The sequence below is a fragment of the Bacillus sp. FJAT-18017 genome (genome assembly GCF_001278805.1).
Lineage (GTDB): Bacteria > Bacillota > Bacilli > Bacillales > Cytobacillaceae > Bacillus_D.
The window spans coordinates 5,218,228-5,237,574 of the sequence record NZ_CP012602.1 but is presented as its reverse complement, the minus strand read 5'-3'; the positions used below and the strand labels follow the sequence as shown (position 1 = coordinate 5,237,574).

Genomic DNA, 19,347 nt, shown 5'->3' with positions numbered 1-19,347 from the left:
AGTATAACGAACACTGTAGATTTGTGCTGATTAGCTTTCCTCTAATATAGTTTATAAAATTATTCCACAAAACGAGAAAGGCAAACAAGCAGAAAAAAGAATAGAAAAGCGAATTTTTTTCTGGTTTTTGTTATGATGGGAAGGGAACTTTAATGAAGAAAGAATGGAGGGTTTGCCATGAAAAAGCAAAATCAGGACGTACGTGATCTTATTTATGTTCATTTAAACCAGGCTTCCCAATATGTATTGTCCTGTGGCATTGAATTCCGGGAATTCATGGCCGCTTTTTCAGGCTTTCCAAATCATCTTCTCTTATTGAAACATCAATTTGAGGATGGAGAATTCAATCGCCATACACGGTTTGAATATATCACGAAGGAAAAAATCGGAAAGTTATCGAAAGAAGATGTGAATGGGTATGGGGATTTCTGCTGGATTGATTTTTCCGAGGAAGCGGTCCTAAATGAATTGAGTGGCCAGGAGATAGCCGAATTGTTATATCTAGGCCATGCAATGCACCATCTAAAACTGCCATTTTATAATCAGCTCGGGAACAGGTTTGTATATTTGTCCCGCGACGATGGCTGGTCTAATAAAATATATTATCGCAGCATGATGGACTTCTTTTCGATGCTCAGCTATGTCATCCCATTAAAAATGGGTGATTTGAAATTTGAAAAAACATTTTTCGGTTTAAAAAAGAAACGGCTTTATCCCATTTTAAACAAGGATCTCCTCTTATCACTAGTACCATTTATGAAGGAAGGAATTTGTATATCTGTTAAGGATGCAGATTCCCAAAAAGGGAGAATTGAAATCCCTATCTGGATGGTAGGGGATTTTGCAAATATGGATGATATGTACGAGGCTTACACAAGAACGGTCCGAAAACAGTGCCATGCCAAGTTGGTGTTTGATAAGAAACTAAAAGACTGGAAACTGTTTGTTATTTGACCGCGAGCTTTTCAGGGTAATAAAAAGTTACTGCGGGTTCATACATAGTGCTTGGCTGGAAATAAGGGGCCGTAACTTTTACCGAAGGGTATTTTAGGGTTGGAGATTTCTCTAATTAGTGGTTCCGCCTATGAACCTTCTTAATAAACTAAAATGAGGTTAATTATTTCTATCCCGCTCTTACTTATGTAAAATGAGTATGAAAATAAATTGGAGGTAACAAAATGAAGACCAAACTTGGCTTGTTATACGGCGGGAAATCCGCAGAACATAAAGTGTCAATGCAAACCGCACTGGCTGTCATCAAAGCACTTGATATTGAGAAATTCGACATTTACCCCATCTACATAACCGTAGATGGGAATTGGGTAAAGGGTGAACAATTGCTGGGCCCGGTCGAATCAATCGAAGAGCTTGAATTTAAACCTCTAGAGGAAGCAAGCCAGTTTGACCCATCAATTTTTAAGGGAGCAGATGGAAATAACCTTGATGTCATTTTCCCTCTATTGCATGGCCCGAATGGGGAAGATGGCACCGTTCAAGGGCTGCTTGAGCTGCTTAATCTTCCGTATGTCGGAAATGGGGTGCTTGCGTCGGCTGCGGGTATGGATAAAGTCATCATGAAAAATATTTTTGCAGAGGCAGGCCTAGGCCAGGTTGATTATACTTCATTCATCCGCAGTGAATGGGAAACCGGTAGAGAAGCCGCATATGAAAAGGTAGAGGAAAAGCTGGGGTACCCATGTTTTGTAAAGCCGGCTAACCTCGGTTCCAGTGTCGGTATTAGCAAATGCAGAAACCGTGTGGAACTCGATAATGCCTTTGCAGAGGCGTTCATATTTGATCGCAAGATAATTGTTGAAGTCGGTGTTACAGCAAGGGAAATTGAAGTAGCTGTCCTTGGGAATGATAATCCGGAGGTTTCGGTTGCGGGTGAAATTGTACCTAAAAAGGACTTTTATGATTACAAAGCCAAGTATGAGGACGGCAATACAGCATTGATAATCCCTGCTGAACTAGGCAATGACAAATACAGCAGGATGAAGGATATGGCTGTCAAAGCGTTCAAGGCGCTTGATTGCTCAGGGCTTGTACGGGCGGATTTCTTCCTGACAGAGAATGGCACAGTCCTGATTAATGAAGTAAATACAATGCCGGGGTTCACGCCATTCAGTATGTTCCCTCTTCTATGGAAGCATACAGGAATTGAATACCCTGAGCTTATTGAAAAACTTGTGAATCTGGCGCTGGAAAGGCATGCCGAGAAGCAGACGATTAAATACACTTTTTAGCATGTATATAGTGAAAGGGACACGCCTAGGCGATGTCCTTTTTCCAATGGGAGGTACGTAAATGATTTCTAAAACGATTAAGGAAATTGCGGATATGATTCCAGTTTCCAATGATACGTCTCTTTTTAACGAAACGGTCATTACTGGTGTTGCGATTGATTCGCGTAAAGCCGCTAACGGAAATTTGTTTGTTCCGTTTAAGGGAGAAAAGGTGGACGGCCATCGCTATGTTGAATCAGCTATTAAACAAGGTGCCGCTGCAGCTCTATGGCAAAAAGATGTTCCGAATCCTCCAGAGGGGCTGCCTCTTTTGGTTGTCGAGGATTGCCTGGCTGCACTCCAGGAGCTTGCAAGAGCCTATCTTAAACAGTTGGATGTTAAAGTGGTAGGCATAACAGGCAGCAATGGAAAAACAACTACGAAAGATATGGTTACCAGCCTGCTTTCGCAAAAATACAAGGTGCAAAAAACGGAAGGTAATTTTAATAATCATATTGGACTTCCGCTAACAGTTCTCCAGTTGGAGGAAAATACAGAAATTGCTGTTTTAGAGATGGGCATGAGCGCCCGAGGGGAAATTTCCCTCCTTACAAAGCTGGCTGAGCCGGATGCTGTTATTATTACGAATATTGGGGAAGCCCATCTGCTTGACCTGGGATCTAGAGAGGCAATTGCCGAAGCGAAGCTTGAAATTCTTGAGGGGCTGAAAGAAGGCGGACTTGCTGTTTTGAATGGGGATGAACCCCTCTTGATGGATAGGGTTGCAGGCAGAAAAGAGCTGAATGTCCAGACCTTTGGCAGAAGTGAATCTAATGAAATTTATCCAATTACTATTAATCAGACTCAAAGTGGCAATGATTTTAAAACTAACTTATCAGATCACCCATTTCATTTGCCGGTGCTGGGGATTTACAATATTGTCAATGCGCTGGGCGCTATCCTGATAGCCCGCCATTTTTCCGTTTCCTTTGAAGAAATCGCTAAAGGGCTAAAAGAAACAAGGCTTACCCAGATGCGTATGGAAATGACAGAAGGAGCCAATGGAGAAAAAATTATTAATGATGCCTATAATGCAAGCCCTACTTCGATGACAGCGGCAATTGAATTAGTTGCCAATCTGCCGGGCTATGCCAGAAAGGTCCTTGTGCTCGGTGACATGCTTGAGCTAGGGCCAATGGAAGAGGAATTTCATTCTAAAATTGGCGAAACAATCGATCCGGAAAAAGTCAGCTTTGTATTTACCTATGGCGAGCTGGGAGCCAAGATCGCAGACGGAGCCAGCAAGATTTTTGGTGGAGAAAGGGTATTTTCATTCACAAGCAAGCAGCACTTAATCCAAGAATTAAAAAAACATACTAATGGTGAGACCCTTGTTTTAGTAAAGGCATCAAGGGGAATGAAATTAGAGGAAGTTGTTACGTCCTTGCAGAAAAACTAATCCAATATAACCTTTGTTAAAAACAATCGAAGAATAATGCAAAACACAGGGCATCTTTAGAATCAAACCATCCCTGAGTTGGTTCCCCTTTACGGTTTATAATGGGATTTATCAAGGAGGTGAGACATACATGATAGGCTGCTTATGCATTCATGGTTTTACTGGAGCGCCTTATGAAGTAGAGCCGCTGGCTGAACATTTAATGAAGGTACATCCAGAGTGGGAGTTCCGAATTCCTACTTTACCTGGCCATGGAGAGATGCTTGCATTAAAAGGGGTTGCTTTCCGCGAATGGATTGAACATGCCGAGGAGGAGTATTCTGTTCTTGCCCAGAGGTGCGATACTATATATGTAATTGGCTTTTCAATGGGCGGGATGATTGCGAGTTATATTGCGGCAAACCATAAAGTCGACAAGCTTGTCCTGCTAAGTGCTGCGGCCTATTATTTAAACCCAAGGCAATTGGCACTTGAGATAAAAGATATCGCAAGGGACTTGGTTCACGGGAATCTGGCCGAAAATGAATTATTTTTGCGTTATAAACAAAAAATAGTTCAGACACCACTAACCGCTGCTTTGCAGTTTCGAAGATTGGTCAGCTATGTGCGCCCACAGCTTGAATTAATCTCGGTGCCAACTCTAATAGCTCAGGGAGAAATGGACGGACTTGTTCCACCTAAAAGTGCGGAATATTTGTACAAAACGATACCTGCTAAACAGAAGAAATTAACCTATATAAAAGGTTCATCACATCATATATGTCATTGCCAGGAAAAAGAAGCCCTTTTTTCCGAGGTAGAAGCCTTTTTGCAAGAAATGCCGGAGATGTCCCTATCCACCTGAAGGGAAGCTTAATTGCATTAGTTTTGCAAAAGTGGTATGATTACACCCAACGTGTCTAAAAGTTCGTCATTACAGGGCATACTCCTACAAGGAGAATGTCTTTTTTTGCTAAAATAGAAAAGTGAAGGTTAAGGACTAACCTCTTATGTGAATTCAGGACGTTTTTCTGCACGTAAACTATAGAGCTTTACAAGAAGGAGAATGAATAACATTGACCAAGTTTGAAGAACTAGGCTTGAGCCCGCAGACTCTTAAAGCCGTTTTGAAGATGGGTTTCGAAGAAGCAACGCCAATTCAGGCTGAAACCATTCCGTTGAGCATGGAAAATAAGGATTTGATTGGACAGGCACAAACAGGTACAGGGAAGACCGCCGCATTCGGAATTCCGCTTGTTGAAAAGGTCGACATTTCCAACCATGCTGTCCAGGGGATTATCATCGCACCGACCCGCGAACTGGCTATCCAGGTTTCAGAAGAGTTGTATAAAATCGGTGCCGGCAAGCGTGTCCAAGTGTTGCCTATTTACGGCGGACAGGATATTAGCCGCCAAATCCGTTCCCTAAAGAAGGGTCCTCATATTGTTGTAGGGACTCCGGGCCGTTTAATTGACCACATTAACAGGAAAACCCTCCGCCTTGATCAGGTTCATACTGCTATATTGGATGAAGCGGATGAAATGCTGAATATGGGCTTCATTGAAGATATTGAAGCGATTCTTGCAGAAATTCCAGCGGAACGCCAAACACTTCTGTTCTCGGCGACCATGCCAGCGCCAATTCAGAGGATGGCGGAGAAATTCATGCGTGATCCTCAGGTAATTCGCGTGAAAACAAAGGAAATGACTGTTCCTTTGATTGAACAGTATTATGTTGAAGTTCAGGAAAAAAATAAGTTTGATGTTCTTACAAGGCTCCTTGATATTCAATCACCTGAATTGGCCATTATTTTCGGCCGTACCAAGCGTCGTGTTGACGAGCTTTCTGAGGCTCTAAACTTACGGGGCTATGCTGCAGAGGGAATTCACGGAGATCTTACTCAAGCTAAGCGTATGTCCGTTTTGCGCAAGTTCAAAGAGGGGACAATTGAAGTCCTGGTTGCAACAGATGTTGCTGCGCGTGGTTTGGATATTTCAGGTGTAACGCATGTGTACAACTTTGACATTCCACAAGACCCTGAGTCCTATGTTCACCGCATCGGCCGTACAGGCCGTGCAGGGAAAGCTGGTATGGCCCTTACATTCGTAACACCTCGTGAAAAGTCTTATCTTTCTGTCGTGGAACGCACTACCAAGCGGAAGATGGAGCGGATGACGCCGCCAACCCTTGATGAGGCACTCGAAGGACAGCAAAGGGCAGTTATTGAGCGAATTAATGATACTATTCAAGACAATAACCTTCAGTTTTATTCCCGAGCAGCGGCAGAGCTTCTTGAAGACCATGATGCTTCAACTGTAGTTGCGGCTGTTTTGAAAATGTTAACGAAAGAACCTGACACAACCCCGGTTAAACTTACGGATGAATCACCGCTTCCACAGCGCAGGGATCGCGATCGGGACCGGAAGCCGTATGATAGGAGAAGGACTGGCGATGCCAAGGGCGGTTATGATCGCCGGAAGAAAGGCTCATATGGACCGCGCAGTGGTGACAAGCGCCCGTACGAAAAGCGGACAGGTTCAAAGCCTCGCAGCTATAACAATAATACAAGGCCTGAATAAAGCAGGATAAACAAGAGGGTGCCCTTAATTTAGGGTACCCTCTTTATTATTTAATGTTTTTCCTTCTCGAATGGAATACTAAAGGAAAGACCATTTCGGAAGGAGCCGGCCTATGACGATTGTAAGGCTAGGATATGTAGCGATGAGCACAACTCTTTCAAACTGTTCACCCTCACAAACCATGACTTTTGCCCAATTCCAACGATTAAAGGACCGTGATGCTGCAGTCAGGAAACTCGAGCGGATTGCACTGTCAAACCTTGAAAACTGTTTGAGGCTGCTCAGACACAACCGGGCGAATGATATCCGGTTCTTCCGCTTAAGCTCAAGGCTGGTGCCGCTGGCCAATCATGAAGAGCTTGGCGATTGGGACTACATAAGTCCGCTGGGTGAAGGGTTTGGTAATATAGCGAACTTTCTTAAGGAATATCCGATTAGGGTCGATTTCCATCCCGATCATTTTGTTGTCCTCAATACTGATAAGCAGGAAATATTAAGAACATCCATCCAGACACTCAGTATGCACCAGCGTTTTTTAAAAGAAATGAGGATTCCTGCCGAGCATCGCTGTGTTATTCATATAGGGGGAGGATATGCAGATAAAGAAAAGGCGCTAGAAATGTTTATTCATAATTGGGCCTATATTCCACATCAGCTCCAGGCGATGATTATACTCGAAAACGATGATACAACCTTTACATTAAAAGAAAGCCTGTACCTATGCGAGAAACTGGGGGTTCCTTGTGTATTTGATTATCACCACCATCTTGCCCATCATGATGGAACTGGTTGGGAGCAGGATTGGGAGAGGGTTGTATCCTCATGGTCGTGGTCTAAACTGCCGGTCAAAATGCATATTTCGAGTCCAAAATCAGAGAAGGAATACAGGGCGCATGCCGACTACATTGATCCAACTATGTTCCTTGAATTTTTGCGCGGAATTAAGGGATCTGTACCAGAGTTGGATTGTATGATTGAAGCAAAAGCAAAGGATGCTGCCTTATTCAAGCTTATGGATGACTTGAAAAGTGAACCAGGAATTGAGGTAATTGATGGGGCATCATTCTATTTAAAATAGGATCTGTTCATTTTTTCGTGCGAGGCAATGCTCCCTCCGGTATACTTAATGCAGAACATTTAAACGGAGGATATTTATGATTTCACAGCCTGAAACGAGAATTTCCGATAAGGCGCTAAAGGTTTGGAGGATTTCGAGCGGGATTGTAGCTGCCATTGCCTGGTCAATCATTGCTGGAGTCGCGTCACTTTTTTTTATTTTTGATTGGCCGCTGTGGATTCTGGGTCTGCTTGCGATGCTAGAGGCTATACATACAATTCTGTCACTTACCGTATTCCCCGGAGTTCGTTGGCGTCGGTGGCGCTATCAGGTTCGTGAGCAGGAAATTGAACTCCAGCAAGGGATATTTGTCATTCGGCGCACGTTAATTCCAATGGTTCGCGTCCAGCATGTTGACACATTTCAAGGGCCGCTCCTTCGGAAATACAATCTTGCAACTGTGATGATCTCGACCGCTGCAACTACCCATGAAATTCCTGCCCTCGAAGAAGAGGAGGCGGAAAGCTTGAGAATTCAAATATCCAAGCTGGCAAGGGTGGCCGATGATGATGTTTGAACCGAAACGGCTGCACCCGGCAGCCGCAGTGATAAACTCAATTAAGCAATTAAAGGAGCTTGTCGTGCCGGCAGCCGCGTTTCTAATATTTGGCTCTGGAGGGGATAGGCGGAGCATGTTTTTTGTTAGCCTTGCCATAATCGGCATACTCATTGCGCTTATCTCCGGAATCCTGACTTGGCTTTGCTTCACCTATCGAATAGAGGATAATGAACTGCGGCTTGAATTTGGAGTCTTTGTCAAAAAGAAACGATACATCCCTCTTGAAAGGATTCAGAGCATAGATCGTTCTGAGGGCATCATGCATCGACCATTTGGTTTGGTGCAGCTGAAAATTGAAACAGCCGGAGGCGGGGCTGGAAGCGACTCGACCGAGGCGAGTCTTACAGCTATAACAAGAGAGGAAGCCTCACGTTTGGAGGATGTTATTTTTTCCGGGAGAAATTTGGCCCGTGCTCAAGGGGTAGAAGAACCAGCCATGGAGGATTACCCGATTTATAAGCTATCTCCATATCTTCTCTTCATTATGGCCTCAACATCCGGTGGAGTGGGAGTTGTGATTTCCGCAGTTCTCGCATTCCTGACTCAGTTTGATGAATTCATACCATATAAACAGGTTTTTAGCGGATTTGAAACAATAGTGGAAAGTGGGATTGTGTTTGTTTCCATTCTCGTTTTTATGGGCTTTCTAATTGCATGGGTATTGGCAATTACAGGTATGATGATTAAGTATGGCAATTACACGGTTGGAAAAATGGGTGATGACTTAATCATTTCACGTGGATTGCTGGAAAAAAGAAAAATTACGATACCTCTAAAGAGAATTCAAGCCATTCAAATTACCCAGAATCCTCTGCGGGAAATGCTGGGTTATGCCGCGGTACATGTGGAAAGTGCAGGTGGTTCATCTATCGATAAGGATAGCGCCAGGGTTCTTCTTTTGCCGCTTATAAAGGTGAGTGAAGTCTCATCGGTTCTATCTGGGCATCTTCCGGCGTATCAGTTTAAAACTACGCTTGTCCCGGTTCCGAAAAGGGCGTTAAGCCGTTATATGTTAAGAAACTTATTGATAACCTTGCCCGTTGCGGCGGTTATGGTTTTCTTTTTCCGGCCATGGGGGTATGCTGCCTTGTTGCTCCCTATTCTCGGTGCAGTTTGGGCATATAGCTGCTATCGGGCAGCGGGCTGGGGGATTGATGGCGGACAGCTAAGCTTCCGTTTTAGAAACCTAGCTAAAGTTACCGTATTTATGACAAAAAACAAAATACAATCGCTGGATTTACGGGAAAGTTATTTTCAAAAAAGAAAAAAGCTTACCCGGGTGGAAGCGTATGCGAAGTCGGGTGCCGGTACAGCCGGGGGCAGTGTGCAGGATGTGGATGCCGAAGATGCGCTTTTTATATACAACTGGTATTCCGCGGAACAGACAAAGCAATGATTGGTTGACAACAAAAGAGAAAGGCCGTCTTAGATTACGAGTACGGCCAAATCTTTATTTTTTAGCAGCACCACCGAGCAGGAATCCGGCTAAGAGGCCAAACAAGTGGGCAGTAATGTTAATGTTGGACTGAAAAAAGGTCATGATAACGGAGATGGCGGCGATTGTGAGGATTACTTGGCTGTCTTCTTTGGACATTCTGCCTTTGCGGAGCAGAACAACAGCTACGTAGTAACCAAACAAACCAAATATTGCCCCGCTTGAACCGACATGGCTAAATGACAAAGGCTCAAGGATGAATGTTGCAATATTGGCTGCAATTCCAGAAAGTAAATACACGAGGATAAACTTCCCTCGTCCAAGCATCCGTTCAAGGCCAGGGCCAAACAAAACGAGTGAAAAGCTATTGAACAGAAAGTGCGGAAACCCTCCATGCATAAAAATCGGGGTTATGAGCCTCCACCATTCCCCCTCAGCGATGTACAAGTTAACGCCTGTTAAGCGTTCCATGATTAAATAGTTCGGTAAAAACGGCAAGACCGTCGCAAGATAAAAAACAAGATTAACAGCAATAATTGCTGAAACAATTGGATAAAAACGAATAAATTGGCCAAGGCTTTCAGTCCTTGTGAACATCGAGAACCCTCCTTTATGGGTGAGGCTTTTGGAATGTTTATTACTATGTTAATAAGAAATTTTTAAAATATAAAGCAGTGTTGATTGAAGCGGAAGGCGCGAAGACTTGTTTAACACAGTATTTATTAAAGGCAAATCTTATGTCTATCATAGCGGTTTCCGTTAGGTAAAATCCAACTCAGACTATTGCTATGCGAAAAAATTCTTTATTAGAAGGATGTAAACATGATTAAAGGGATAGGAATCGATTTAATTGAGATTGACAGAATAAAAAAACTGACGGAGAGGCAAATAAGGTTTCCTGATAGGATCTTGACACCAGTGGAAAAGGATACGTACTTGAGCTTGCCGGAAAGTAGGCGGGTGGAGTTTCTGGCAGGCAGGTTTGCTGCAAAGGAAGCTTTTTCGAAAGCGAATGGCACAGGAATTGGCGAGAGTCTTTCCTTTCATGATATTGAAATCGGGAAGGATTCCAACGGAAAACCCTTTTTTTTGAAGCCTGATGGGGTCCGCGCTCATCTTTCCATTTCCCATACGAAGCAGTATGCTGCTGCCCAAGTTATCATTGAATAAAACAATTTAGAACACTGACAATACGCTTTTCAGAAAGGCTATTACAAGAACAGAGCATTTTTCTTTTTAATGATAAAGCAAGCTATCATAAACCCCAAGGTTGTCTCATATATTCGTAATGACATAGGGAAGACGGGCTGTAGAGGCAAGTGAGCACCGAGGCCCTAACGAGTGAATAGACAATGAAGGGGTTGAAGGAATGAGGAGAAAAGTGTTGCTGCTGATGGCCGGGCTGTTGGCTTTACTAGTCCTGTCCGCTTGTGGCTCGAAGTCACAGGAATCTGTCCGCAAAGATTTGGAAGGAAAACTCGAAGATTTGTCCGGGTATAAGGTCAATGCGAAAATGACGCTTGCCATGGGGGCAAGTCCTCAGGTTTATGACGTGGAAATTTGGCATAAGGATCCTACCTACTACCGTGTGAATTTGAAAAATGCAAAGAAAGATCAAAGTCAGATGATACTCAGGAACGGGGAAGGTGTTTTCGTGCTGACACCGGCTTTAAACAAGAGTTTCCGCTTCCAGAGTGATTGGCCAACGAACAGTAGCCAGGCTTATCTATATGAATCGTTAATTCAGGATATAATGAATGATAAAACTGCTAAATTCTCATCCACAAAAGAATATTATGTCTTTGAAACAAAAACCAGATATCAAAATAACCATATGCTCCCTCTTCAGGAAATTAAGCTGAATAAAAAAGACTTGTCACCAGCGGTTGTGAAGGTAATGGATTCTGACAGGAATGCATTGGTAACAGTGGAGTTTTCCAAGGTGAATTTCAAAGCAAACCTTAATAAAAAGGACTTTGATACACAGAAGAATATGACAAGGGCCCAGGTGGGGACGCCTGCGATGGCAGATGGTGATAATAAGGATACTTCCTTTACTGTAAAGCACCCATCAGCAGAAATTCCTGGTGTTTCACTGATAGAAGAGAAAGAATTAGCTATTGAAGATGGGAAGAGAGTAGTCTTAACGTTTGGCGGGGAAAAATCCTTCACGCTAATTCAGGAAAGGCGCTTAACTGAACCTGCGACTGTTTCCTATCCTGCGGATATGAACGGCGAGCCGGTCGACCTTGGATTTACAATTGGCGCTTTGACCAAACAATCAATAACCTGGAATCAGGATGGAATAGATTATATGATAGCCTCGAAGGATTTGACTGAAGCTGAAATGGTTTCCCTCGCCATGTCTGTACAAGGTGAGCTTGTAAAATAACTAAAAATTACTCACTTTCGGCAGGCCCATTATCCAGGGCCTGCCGCATTATTTCACACGTTTACCAAAACCCGTAAAAACTGCCGGTATTTTTGAGTATTGGTCTGGCAGTGAGTATGATAAAATAAATGAATTGAAAAAATGAACTAGATACACGCCAGGAAGTGAAATAATGGAAGAACAAGGTTTTTTTTATAGAGATACGTGGGCTGAAATAGATTTGGATGATATTTCTCAAAATGTTTCAGCTATAAAAGAATTATTTCCTGAAGATGTTGAACTGATTGCTGTTGTCAAAGCCAATGCCTACGGACACGGTGATGTCCAGGTTGCCGAGACGGCCCTTAAAATAGGTGCAAGTTATTTAGCAGTGGCTTTTATGGACGAAGCACTTGCCCTCCGTAAAAAAGGAATAACATCACCAATTCTTATACTAGGAGCAACCCGCCCGGAAGATGTATCTATAGCTGCCAGCCAACATCTTACTGTGACGGCATTCGATATGGAATGGCTGGAAAAAGCAGCTGATCATCTTGGGAACGATACGCTCTCTATCCATATAAAAGTGGATACGGGAATGGGCCGGCTGGGATTTAAAGACGAGGCATCCCTGAAAAAGGCAGAGGCATTTATTGAAAATGATCCGAGGCTTTTGTTCGAGGGGATATTCACTCATTTTGCGACCGCCGATGAAAATGATGATGACTATTTTAAGGAACAGCTTCATAAATTTGAGGAGATGCTGGATATTCTTAACCGCCATCCTCGCTATGTTCATGCTAGCAATAGTGCTGCGGGGATGAGATACCCAGCTGCCAGATTTAATGCAGTTCGATTAGGTATATCCATGTATGGTATAACGCCATCACAGGAAATCAAGCCTGCCCTGCCTGTTCCTCTCCATCAATCATTCTCACTCCATTCCAGGCTTGTCCAGGTAAAGCAGATTCATAAGGGAGAAAAGGTTAGCTATGGAGCGACATATGAAGCTTCTGGTGATGAATGGATTGGAACAATACCCATTGGCTATGCTGATGGCTGGATCCGAAGGCTTCAAGGCCAGGAAGTCCTTGTGAATGGGCATAGGGCTCCGATTGTCGGAAGGATTTGCATGGACCAATGTATGGTGCGGCTTAAAGAGTACGTTCCTCCTGGTACGGCTGTTACGCTAATTGGGAAGCAAGGGAATGAGTTTATTAGTATTGATGAAATAGCTGAAAAACTTGAGACAATCAATTATGAAGTTCCATGTATTATTTCTAACAGAGTGCCCAGGGTTTATAAAAAAGATGGAGAAATTGTAGGACTTCGCAACAATTTGCTTCGCTTATAGAGGAAGTATATTCACTATGAAGTGTATAAAAACCCAGTTTTTAAGCCGATACTAGCTTTGGATTATTAAATACGCTTTGCAAGCCTTGCGAAACGTGGTATCATTAAAACTGGTAGAAAATATGGCAACTTCTTGTCCGATATATAATGGCCGGGAATTGTCCGAATAAAAAGAGATGCTTGCCCGAGTGGCGAGTCTGAAACAAAAAATGGTCTGTATAGTGATGGTGGAGGTGTAGCTTGTGTCAGAGACTGGCGCAACAACGGAAATCCTGGTGAAATTACCGCAACATCTTTTAACCGAGTTGGACGGAATCGTCAAGCTTGAAAATGTAAATCGCAGTGAATTTATTTACCAGGCAACAAAGGCTTATCTACGCGAACGGAAAAAAAGACAAATTCGTGAAGCCATGAGGCGCGGTTACATGGAGATGGCCAAAATTAATTTGACGATTGCATCAGAAGCATTCCTCGCTGAATATGAGGCGGAACACACTGTTGAACGTCTTGTAAGCGGAGGATAATCCTTTGATTGTAAAACGTGGTGACGTTTATTTTGCAGACCTATCCCCAGTTGTCGGTTCTGAACAAGGCGGCGTCCGGCCGGTCCTCGTCATTCAAAACGACATTGGGAACCGGTTCAGTCCCACAGTAATCATTGCAGCAATCACGGCGCAAATCCAGAAAGCCAAGCTGCCGACCCATGTTGAAATCGATGCGAAACGCTATGGTTTTGAACGGGATTCCGTCATCCTGCTGGAGCAGATTCGGACAATTGATAAACAACGATTGACTGACAAAATCACCCATCTTGATGACGAAATGATGGAAAAAGTGGATGAAGCCTTGCAAATAAGCGTGGGTCTCATCGAATTTTAACAAAAATACGCTCTTATCGGAGCGTACTTTACATACCACCTCATCCGAATGATTCTGATCCAGGCAAGCCGAGACGGCTTGTCTTTTTATTTTTGGCTTTGTGGAGCGGAAATCAACACCGTTTGATTAATCGTTGGCAGGAGATGAAAAATAAATAATTATTTTATTTAAAATGGTTTGCTTTTATCATAATCTGGGTAAAAGTAATAGTCTTACTTTTGGGTAAACTCAAAAAGAGTCTTAATTTAAGATGGTACTTTTGTCAATCCGTTAGTTTGGAATTGACTGTTTAAAACTGTTATCATTTAATTAATAGTAGAACATTAACGGACAAATCATTTTTTGTGATTTTTTTAGGACACATGATAGATAAAATGTCCTGAAATAGGGGAGGACCATAGTGGAGAACCTAATATTGGACTATGTGAATGAACAAAAGAACGAACTTGTGTATGAGTGGAGCGAAAGAATGAAAAACGAGGGAGACGAGAGGGTCTTGAAACTCGTTTCTGAGCATGTTTTCGCCTTAACAAGTTCTGAGTTCATAGATTTAATTGCTTCCAGCCTTCAGGGCTCTAAAGAGGAGTTTCAGAACAGGCTGATTGATTTTGCTGAAAAGGTGGTTAGGTTAGGCTGGCCGCTCCATTTTGTCATTGAGGGAATTAGGATATTCAGCAAGATTGTTTTTGAAGGTATGGTTCAAAAAGGTTTTGTTACTGAAGACAATCAAATGAAGGTCGTATATACCTTCGATCGTTGGGTGAGCCCTCTTCAAAATGAAGTGGTTGATGTCTACTCCCGAACCTGGGAACGGACTGTTTCACTTCAAAAAATTGCCCTCCAGGAATTGTCCGCTCCACTAATTCCGGTATTTGAAGGTATAACGGTCATGCCTCTTGTTGGAACAATTGATACAGAGCGGGCAAAGCAAATAATGGAAAATCTGTTGACCGGAGTGGTGAAACACAGATCGGAAGTTGTCTTAATTGATATAACTGGCGTGCCAGTGGTTGATACCATGGTTGCTCACCATATTATACAGGCTGCTGAAGCCGTCCGTTTAGTGGGGGCAAAGTGTATGCTTTGCGGAATCAGGCCAGAAATAGCTCAAACGATTGTGAATTTGGGAATTGACCTTAATTTGTTCACGACAAAGAATACATTGAAAAAAGGCGTTGAGGCAGCACTTGAACTTACAAATAGGAAAATAATAAAGGTGGAGGGTACAAAATGAGGATGAGGATACCGATATTAAAGCTGCATGACTGCCTGCTTGTTTCCATTCAGTGGGAGCTGGATGACCAGACAGCCCTCCAGTTCCAGGAAGACCTGCTCCATAAAATTCATGAAACAAGCGCAAATGGGGTTGTCATTGATATTACCTCGATTGATTTTATCGACTCCTTCATTGCCAAAGTTCTAGGCGATGTGATTAGCATGTCCAAACTGATGGGAGCCAAGGTCGTTATTACGGGGATTCAGCCTGCGGTTGCAATTACGCTGATTGAACTGGGTATTGGAATGGAAGATGTCCTGACGGCATTAGACTTAGAAAAAGGTTTGGAGAAATTACAACAGGAATTGGGGGATTAGCTAGATGGGCATCCAATCCTGTGTAAAAATCCTGAACGAATGGGACATTGTGGCAGCCCGTCAGCTCGGCCGTAATGTAGCCAAAGAGCTTGGGTTCGGCACAGTGGACCAGGCCAGAATCACCACTGCAATAAGTGAGCTGGCAAGAAATATCTATTTGTATGCCGGACAGGGGCAAATCTGTATAGAAAAAATATATGAGGGTTCTAAATCAGGCCTAAAAGTAATTGCTGTTGATAGCGGCCCGGGAATTAGTGAAATCAGGCAGGTAATGGAAGATGGGTTTTCTACATCAGGTGGCCTGGGAGCCGGCCTTCCCGGTGTAAAGCGGCTTATGGATGAATTCGACATTCTCTCGTCACCTGGCAAAGGAACGGATATTCGAGCAGTCAAATGGCTCCGATAGGAGGAGTGTGATGGGTTTGCAGGATAAAATGGAAGAAAAGTACCGGACTATTTTAATGGAATATTTAAAGGAACAGTCAGAGCAAACGCTGTATCAGGGGCAGAAGTTCACAAGGGAATTAATTGAGAAAAATATTTCTCCGGAAGAAATCGTCAGCCTTCATAAAAGTCTGCTGCTTGATCTCTATCCTAATGTTCCTGAAAGTATTGTCCATTCCTTTGATGTCCTGCTTGAAGTTATGGTTGGCTACGGCCTGGCGTATTCCGAGCATCAAAGTTTGAGGAGTAAGCAATTGGAGTACCGAACCGAAATGGAAATCGCTGCAAATGTTCAGCAGACACTTCTTGGAACTTCCATCCCTAATGTTCCTGATTTGGATATAGGGGCTTTGAGTGTTCCAGCAAGGCATATGAATGGGGATTACTTTCACTTTGTCCAGGATGATAATGGCTGTGTGAACGTAGCGATAGCGGATGTTATAGGGAAAGGAATTCCTGCAGCGCTATGCATGTCAATGATTAAATACGCAATGGATAGCCTTCCGGAAAATCGCCATGCGCCTCATATGGTGCTTGAAAGCCTGAACCGGGTTGTTGAACAGAATGTCGATCCTAGTATGTTTATAACAATGTTTTATGGTATGTATGACCCTGAATCACATACGTTTCATTTTTCATCCGCAGGCCATGAACCTGGATTTTACTATATTGCCGAAACAGACGAGTTTTTGGAGATGGAAGCGAAAGGCCTATTGCTGGGGATTGATAAAAAGACCAAGTACCTGCAGTTCGAGCAGAAGGTAAAACCGGGAGACATGATTATCCTCATGTCAGATGGCGTAACCGAATGCCGGACGGAGGAAGGGTTTCTTGAACGCGATGCATTGATTGGATACATAAGAAAATATATCCATATGGAAGCCCAAGAAATCGTAAATAATATATATAAGGACCTGGAGAGGCTTCAGGACTTCCAACTCAGGGATGATTTTACATTAATCATTCTGAAAAGAAACGTTTAAGCTTGTTTTAAAAGGGTATAGTTTTAAGCGGTATAATAAATAGACAGGGGTGGGTCAAAATGAATATTAAACTTGATGTCAACGAATCCAGTGATTTTGTTGAAATATATGTAAGTGGTGAAATTGATGCTTACACTGCACCAAAACTTCGTGAAGCTGTTTTTCCTCTATCTGAGAAAACTGGGGTAAAGATGGTAATCGATCTCTCAGAAGTATCCTATATGGATAGTACTGGATTAGGTGTAATTGTTGGTGTATTCAAATCGGTCAGAAGCCATGACGGCGAATTTAAGCTTGTGGGCTTATCCGACCGGTTAAATAGATTGTTTGAAATTACGGGTCTGGCAGATATTATTGATATTAACAGCCAGATAGAGGGTGGAGTGCAATGAACCAGGCGTTTGACTATATTGAAATGAAAATTCCTGCCAAACCCGAATATGTTGGAGTCATCCGCCTGACACTCTCGGGAATTGCCAGCCGGATGGGTTTTTCATATGACGACTTGGAGGATTTGAAGATTGCTACTAGTGAGGCATGTACGAATGCTGTCCAGCACGCCTATAAAAACCATGAGCAGGGAGAGGTTATTGTCGGCTTTGGCCTATATTCTGACCGCCTTGAGGTAATGGTTGCTGATAGCGGCCAGAGCTTTGACTTTGAATCGGCCCGAAAAGGCCTCGGACGCTATGAAGATAATGATTCCGTAGAGTTTTTGCGTGAAGGAGGCTTGGGTCTCTACCTGATTGAAACCTTAATGGATGAAGTCAGGATTCACCACAAGGAAGGTGTTACCGTCTTCATGACGAAATACCTTGAAGGAGAGCAGGTGGAGACGGATGTCGAAACAATCTCAACCTAACTCTTCCAGCAAACAGGAAGTAAATGAGCTCATTAAAGCGTACCAGTTAAATCAGGATGAGAGTGCGCAGGACCAATTAGTAATCCATTATAAAAATCTGGTTGAAACCATTGCCCGGAAATACTCGAAAGGCCGATCCTTTCATGAAGATATCTTCCAGGTGGGAATGATAGGCCTGCTTGGTGCGATCAGGAGATATGATGAGACTTTCGGAAAAAGCTTTGAAGCATTTGCTGTCCCGACAATAATTGGAGAAATCAAACGGTTCCTACGGGATAAAACATGGAGTGTCCATGTCCCAAGAAGGATAAAGGAACTTGGCCCAAAAATAAAAACAACGGTTGAAGAATTGACAACTCAGTTGCACCGCTCGCCTAAGGTAATTGAAATCGCTGAAGCGCTTGAAGTGTCAGAGGAAGAAGTACTGGAAGCGATGGAAATGGGTAAAAGCTATCAAGCGTTGTCGGTAGATCACTCCATTGAGGCTGATTCTGACGGAGGTACAGTTACACTGCTCGACATTGTAGGCAATGTTGATGAGGGATATGAAAGGATAAACCAGCGATTGGTCCTTGAAAAAGTTCTTCATGTTCTGAATGATCGAGAAAAGAAAATCATTCAATATACGTACCTTGAAAATATGAGCCAAAAAGATGCTGGCGATAAACTTGGCATTTCTCAAATGCATGTTTCCCGACTGCAAAGAAGAGCTATTAAGAAACTGCAGGAAGCCATTAATTCGGAGACCAATAATTCGGAGTGTCTTTCATGAACGATCATCTTGTGAAAAACAACATTGAAGTTTATGCATACCAGACAGCCAAGGAAGGAAAGGCGTACTGCGGAGACAGCTATTACTTTGTGGCCACAGATGACTATTTCGTTTGTGTGCTTGCAGACGGGCTTGGTAGTGGGGAGTACGCCTATGAAGCGTCAAATGCTGTTGTTGTGGCAGTTGAACAAAATCATCATGAAGATGTAGAAACTTTAATGAAATTTTGCAATGATGCTCTTATAAACAAAAGGGGAGCAGCTGTCTCTGTATTGAAGGTATACTTTCATGCGAGGGAGTTTGTCTACAGCTGTGTCGGCAATATCCGATTCTTCCTTTATTCTTCGAAAGGGAAGTTGACATATCCCTTGCCAGTGACAGGCTATTTGTCCGGAAAACGGCAAACTTATCATACTCAGCGCTTTTCTTATGATCCCCATTCCAAATTCTTAATTTTCTCAGATGGTTATGAGTTTCAGGGGGTAAAGGGCATGCTGAAAGGCCTATTCCCTGTTGCGATGATTGCCGAAGAAATTAAACGCAAGTATACAAATAAAACAGATGACGCTACCTTTATTATTGGAAGCCTGCACTAAGCAGGTTTCCTTTTTTAGTTGTGTAATAGCATCGTGGCTCATTAAAAAAGCTTAATTCCATTTGAACTTAATGTGCTTTTCGGTGTGGCTTTTGATGGAATAGGAGGGAGCTTAAGAATTTGATACAATAAGGAAGTAAGC

22 protein-coding genes are annotated in these 19,347 nt (G+C 43.0%); 21 read left to right on the top strand and 1 reads right to left on the bottom strand.

Going from position 1 to position 19,347, the window contains the following annotated elements:
- Positions 1-177 precede the first annotated feature (177 nt).
- From AM500_RS24585 to AM500_RS24550, 8 genes are all read left to right on the top strand, one after another.
- Positions 178-954 (top strand): hypothetical protein, encoded by a 777-nt coding sequence (locus tag AM500_RS24585; protein WP_053601556.1) that lies wholly within the window; start codon positions 178-180, stop codon positions 952-954.
- 224 nt (positions 955-1,178) lie between these two features.
- Positions 1,179-2,246, top strand: a complete 1,068-nt coding sequence (locus tag AM500_RS24580; protein WP_053601555.1) for a D-alanine--D-alanine ligase — start codon at positions 1,179-1,181, stop codon at positions 2,244-2,246.
- A 61-nt stretch (positions 2,247-2,307) separates the two neighbouring features.
- Positions 2,308-3,684 (top strand): UDP-N-acetylmuramoyl-tripeptide--D-alanyl-D-alanine ligase, encoded by a 1,377-nt coding sequence (locus AM500_RS24575; RefSeq protein ID WP_053601554.1) that lies wholly within the window; start codon positions 2,308-2,310, stop codon positions 3,682-3,684.
- Positions 3,685-3,814: 130 nt separating this feature from the next.
- Positions 3,815-4,528, top strand: a complete 714-nt coding sequence (locus tag AM500_RS24570; RefSeq protein ID WP_053601553.1) for an alpha/beta hydrolase — start codon at positions 3,815-3,817, stop codon at positions 4,526-4,528.
- Positions 4,529-4,733: 205 nt separating this feature from the next.
- On the top strand, positions 4,734-6,242 hold the full coding sequence (locus tag AM500_RS24565) for a degradosome RNA helicase CshA (RefSeq protein ID WP_442854020.1): 1,509 nt from the start codon (positions 4,734-4,736) through the stop codon (positions 6,240-6,242).
- A gap of 112 nt (positions 6,243-6,354) precedes the next feature.
- Positions 6,355-7,320 (top strand): UV DNA damage repair endonuclease UvsE, encoded by a 966-nt coding sequence (uvsE, locus tag AM500_RS24560; protein WP_053601551.1) that lies wholly within the window; start codon positions 6,355-6,357, stop codon positions 7,318-7,320.
- 76 nt (positions 7,321-7,396) lie between these two features.
- Entirely contained in the window at positions 7,397-7,876 is a 480-nt protein-coding gene (locus AM500_RS24555) for a PH domain-containing protein (RefSeq protein WP_053601550.1), read from the top strand.
- Positions 7,863-9,314 (top strand): PH domain-containing protein, encoded by a 1,452-nt coding sequence (locus AM500_RS24550; protein WP_053601549.1) that lies wholly within the window; start codon positions 7,863-7,865, stop codon positions 9,312-9,314. The genes AM500_RS24555 and AM500_RS24550 overlap by 14 nt, the downstream gene beginning before the upstream one ends.
- A 54-nt stretch (positions 9,315-9,368) precedes the next feature.
- On the opposite strand, the gene AM500_RS24545 is transcribed toward AM500_RS24550, so the two are convergent.
- Positions 9,369-9,950, bottom strand: a complete 582-nt coding sequence (locus AM500_RS24545) for a rhomboid family intramembrane serine protease (protein ID WP_053601548.1) — start codon at positions 9,948-9,950, stop codon at positions 9,369-9,371.
- A gap of 225 nt (positions 9,951-10,175) precedes the next feature.
- Between AM500_RS24545 and acpS the strand changes: the two genes are divergently transcribed.
- The 13 genes from acpS to AM500_RS24480 all read left to right on the top strand — a co-directional run bounded on the left by acpS (position 10,176) and on the right by AM500_RS24480 (position 19,206).
- A complete protein-coding gene (gene acpS / locus AM500_RS24540; protein WP_053601547.1) occupies positions 10,176-10,523 on the top strand; it encodes a holo-ACP synthase in 348 nt (115 codons plus the stop codon).
- A 199-nt stretch (positions 10,524-10,722) separates the two neighbouring features.
- Entirely contained in the window at positions 10,723-11,745 is a 1,023-nt protein-coding gene (locus AM500_RS24535) for a LolA family protein (protein WP_053601546.1), read from the top strand.
- A gap of 172 nt (positions 11,746-11,917) precedes the next feature.
- Positions 11,918-13,078, top strand: a complete 1,161-nt coding sequence (gene alr / locus AM500_RS24530; protein ID WP_053601545.1) for an alanine racemase — start codon at positions 11,918-11,920, stop codon at positions 13,076-13,078.
- Between the two features lie 241 nt (positions 13,079-13,319).
- Positions 13,320-13,601, top strand: coding sequence for a CopG family ribbon-helix-helix protein (locus AM500_RS24525; RefSeq protein ID WP_043934356.1), 282 nt, complete (start codon positions 13,320-13,322; stop codon positions 13,599-13,601).
- Positions 13,602-13,605: 4 nt separating this feature from the next.
- On the top strand, positions 13,606-13,956 hold the full coding sequence (ndoA, locus tag AM500_RS24520) for a type II toxin-antitoxin system endoribonuclease NdoA (RefSeq protein ID WP_043934355.1): 351 nt from the start codon (positions 13,606-13,608) through the stop codon (positions 13,954-13,956).
- 400 nt (positions 13,957-14,356) lie between these two features.
- Positions 14,357-15,190, top strand: a complete 834-nt coding sequence (locus tag AM500_RS24515) for an RsbT co-antagonist protein RsbRA (protein WP_053601544.1) — start codon at positions 14,357-14,359, stop codon at positions 15,188-15,190.
- A 2-nt stretch (positions 15,191-15,192) separates the two neighbouring features.
- The gene (locus tag AM500_RS24510; RefSeq protein ID WP_053601873.1) at positions 15,193-15,549 is read left to right on the top strand and encodes an STAS domain-containing protein; all 357 of its coding nucleotides are present in this window, start codon (positions 15,193-15,195) and stop codon (positions 15,547-15,549) included.
- A gap of 4 nt (positions 15,550-15,553) precedes the next feature.
- Positions 15,554-15,955: an anti-sigma regulatory factor gene (locus AM500_RS24505; RefSeq protein ID WP_053601543.1), complete on the top strand. Its 402-nt coding sequence runs from the start codon at positions 15,554-15,556 to the stop codon at positions 15,953-15,955.
- Positions 15,956-15,965: 10 nt separating this feature from the next.
- Positions 15,966-16,976 carry a PP2C family protein-serine/threonine phosphatase gene (locus AM500_RS24500; RefSeq protein WP_053601542.1) on the top strand — a complete coding sequence of 337 codons (1,011 nt, stop codon included), beginning with the start codon at positions 15,966-15,968 and terminating at the stop codon, positions 16,974-16,976.
- Between the two features lie 59 nt (positions 16,977-17,035).
- The gene (locus AM500_RS24495; RefSeq protein WP_053601541.1) at positions 17,036-17,368 is read left to right on the top strand and encodes an anti-sigma factor antagonist; all 333 of its coding nucleotides are present in this window, start codon (positions 17,036-17,038) and stop codon (positions 17,366-17,368) included.
- The gene (gene rsbW / locus AM500_RS24490; protein ID WP_043934350.1) at positions 17,365-17,838 is read left to right on the top strand and encodes an anti-sigma B factor RsbW; all 474 of its coding nucleotides are present in this window, start codon (positions 17,365-17,367) and stop codon (positions 17,836-17,838) included. The genes AM500_RS24495 and rsbW overlap by 4 nt, the downstream gene beginning before the upstream one ends.
- The gene (sigB, locus tag AM500_RS24485) at positions 17,816-18,610 is read left to right on the top strand and encodes an RNA polymerase sigma factor SigB (protein ID WP_053601540.1); all 795 of its coding nucleotides are present in this window, start codon (positions 17,816-17,818) and stop codon (positions 18,608-18,610) included. Before rsbW ends, sigB begins: the two co-directional genes overlap by 23 nt.
- Positions 18,607-19,206 (top strand): PP2C family serine/threonine-protein phosphatase, encoded by a 600-nt coding sequence (locus AM500_RS24480; RefSeq protein ID WP_043934348.1) that lies wholly within the window; start codon positions 18,607-18,609, stop codon positions 19,204-19,206. The genes sigB and AM500_RS24480 overlap by 4 nt, the downstream gene beginning before the upstream one ends.
- Positions 19,207-19,347 lie beyond the last annotated feature (141 nt).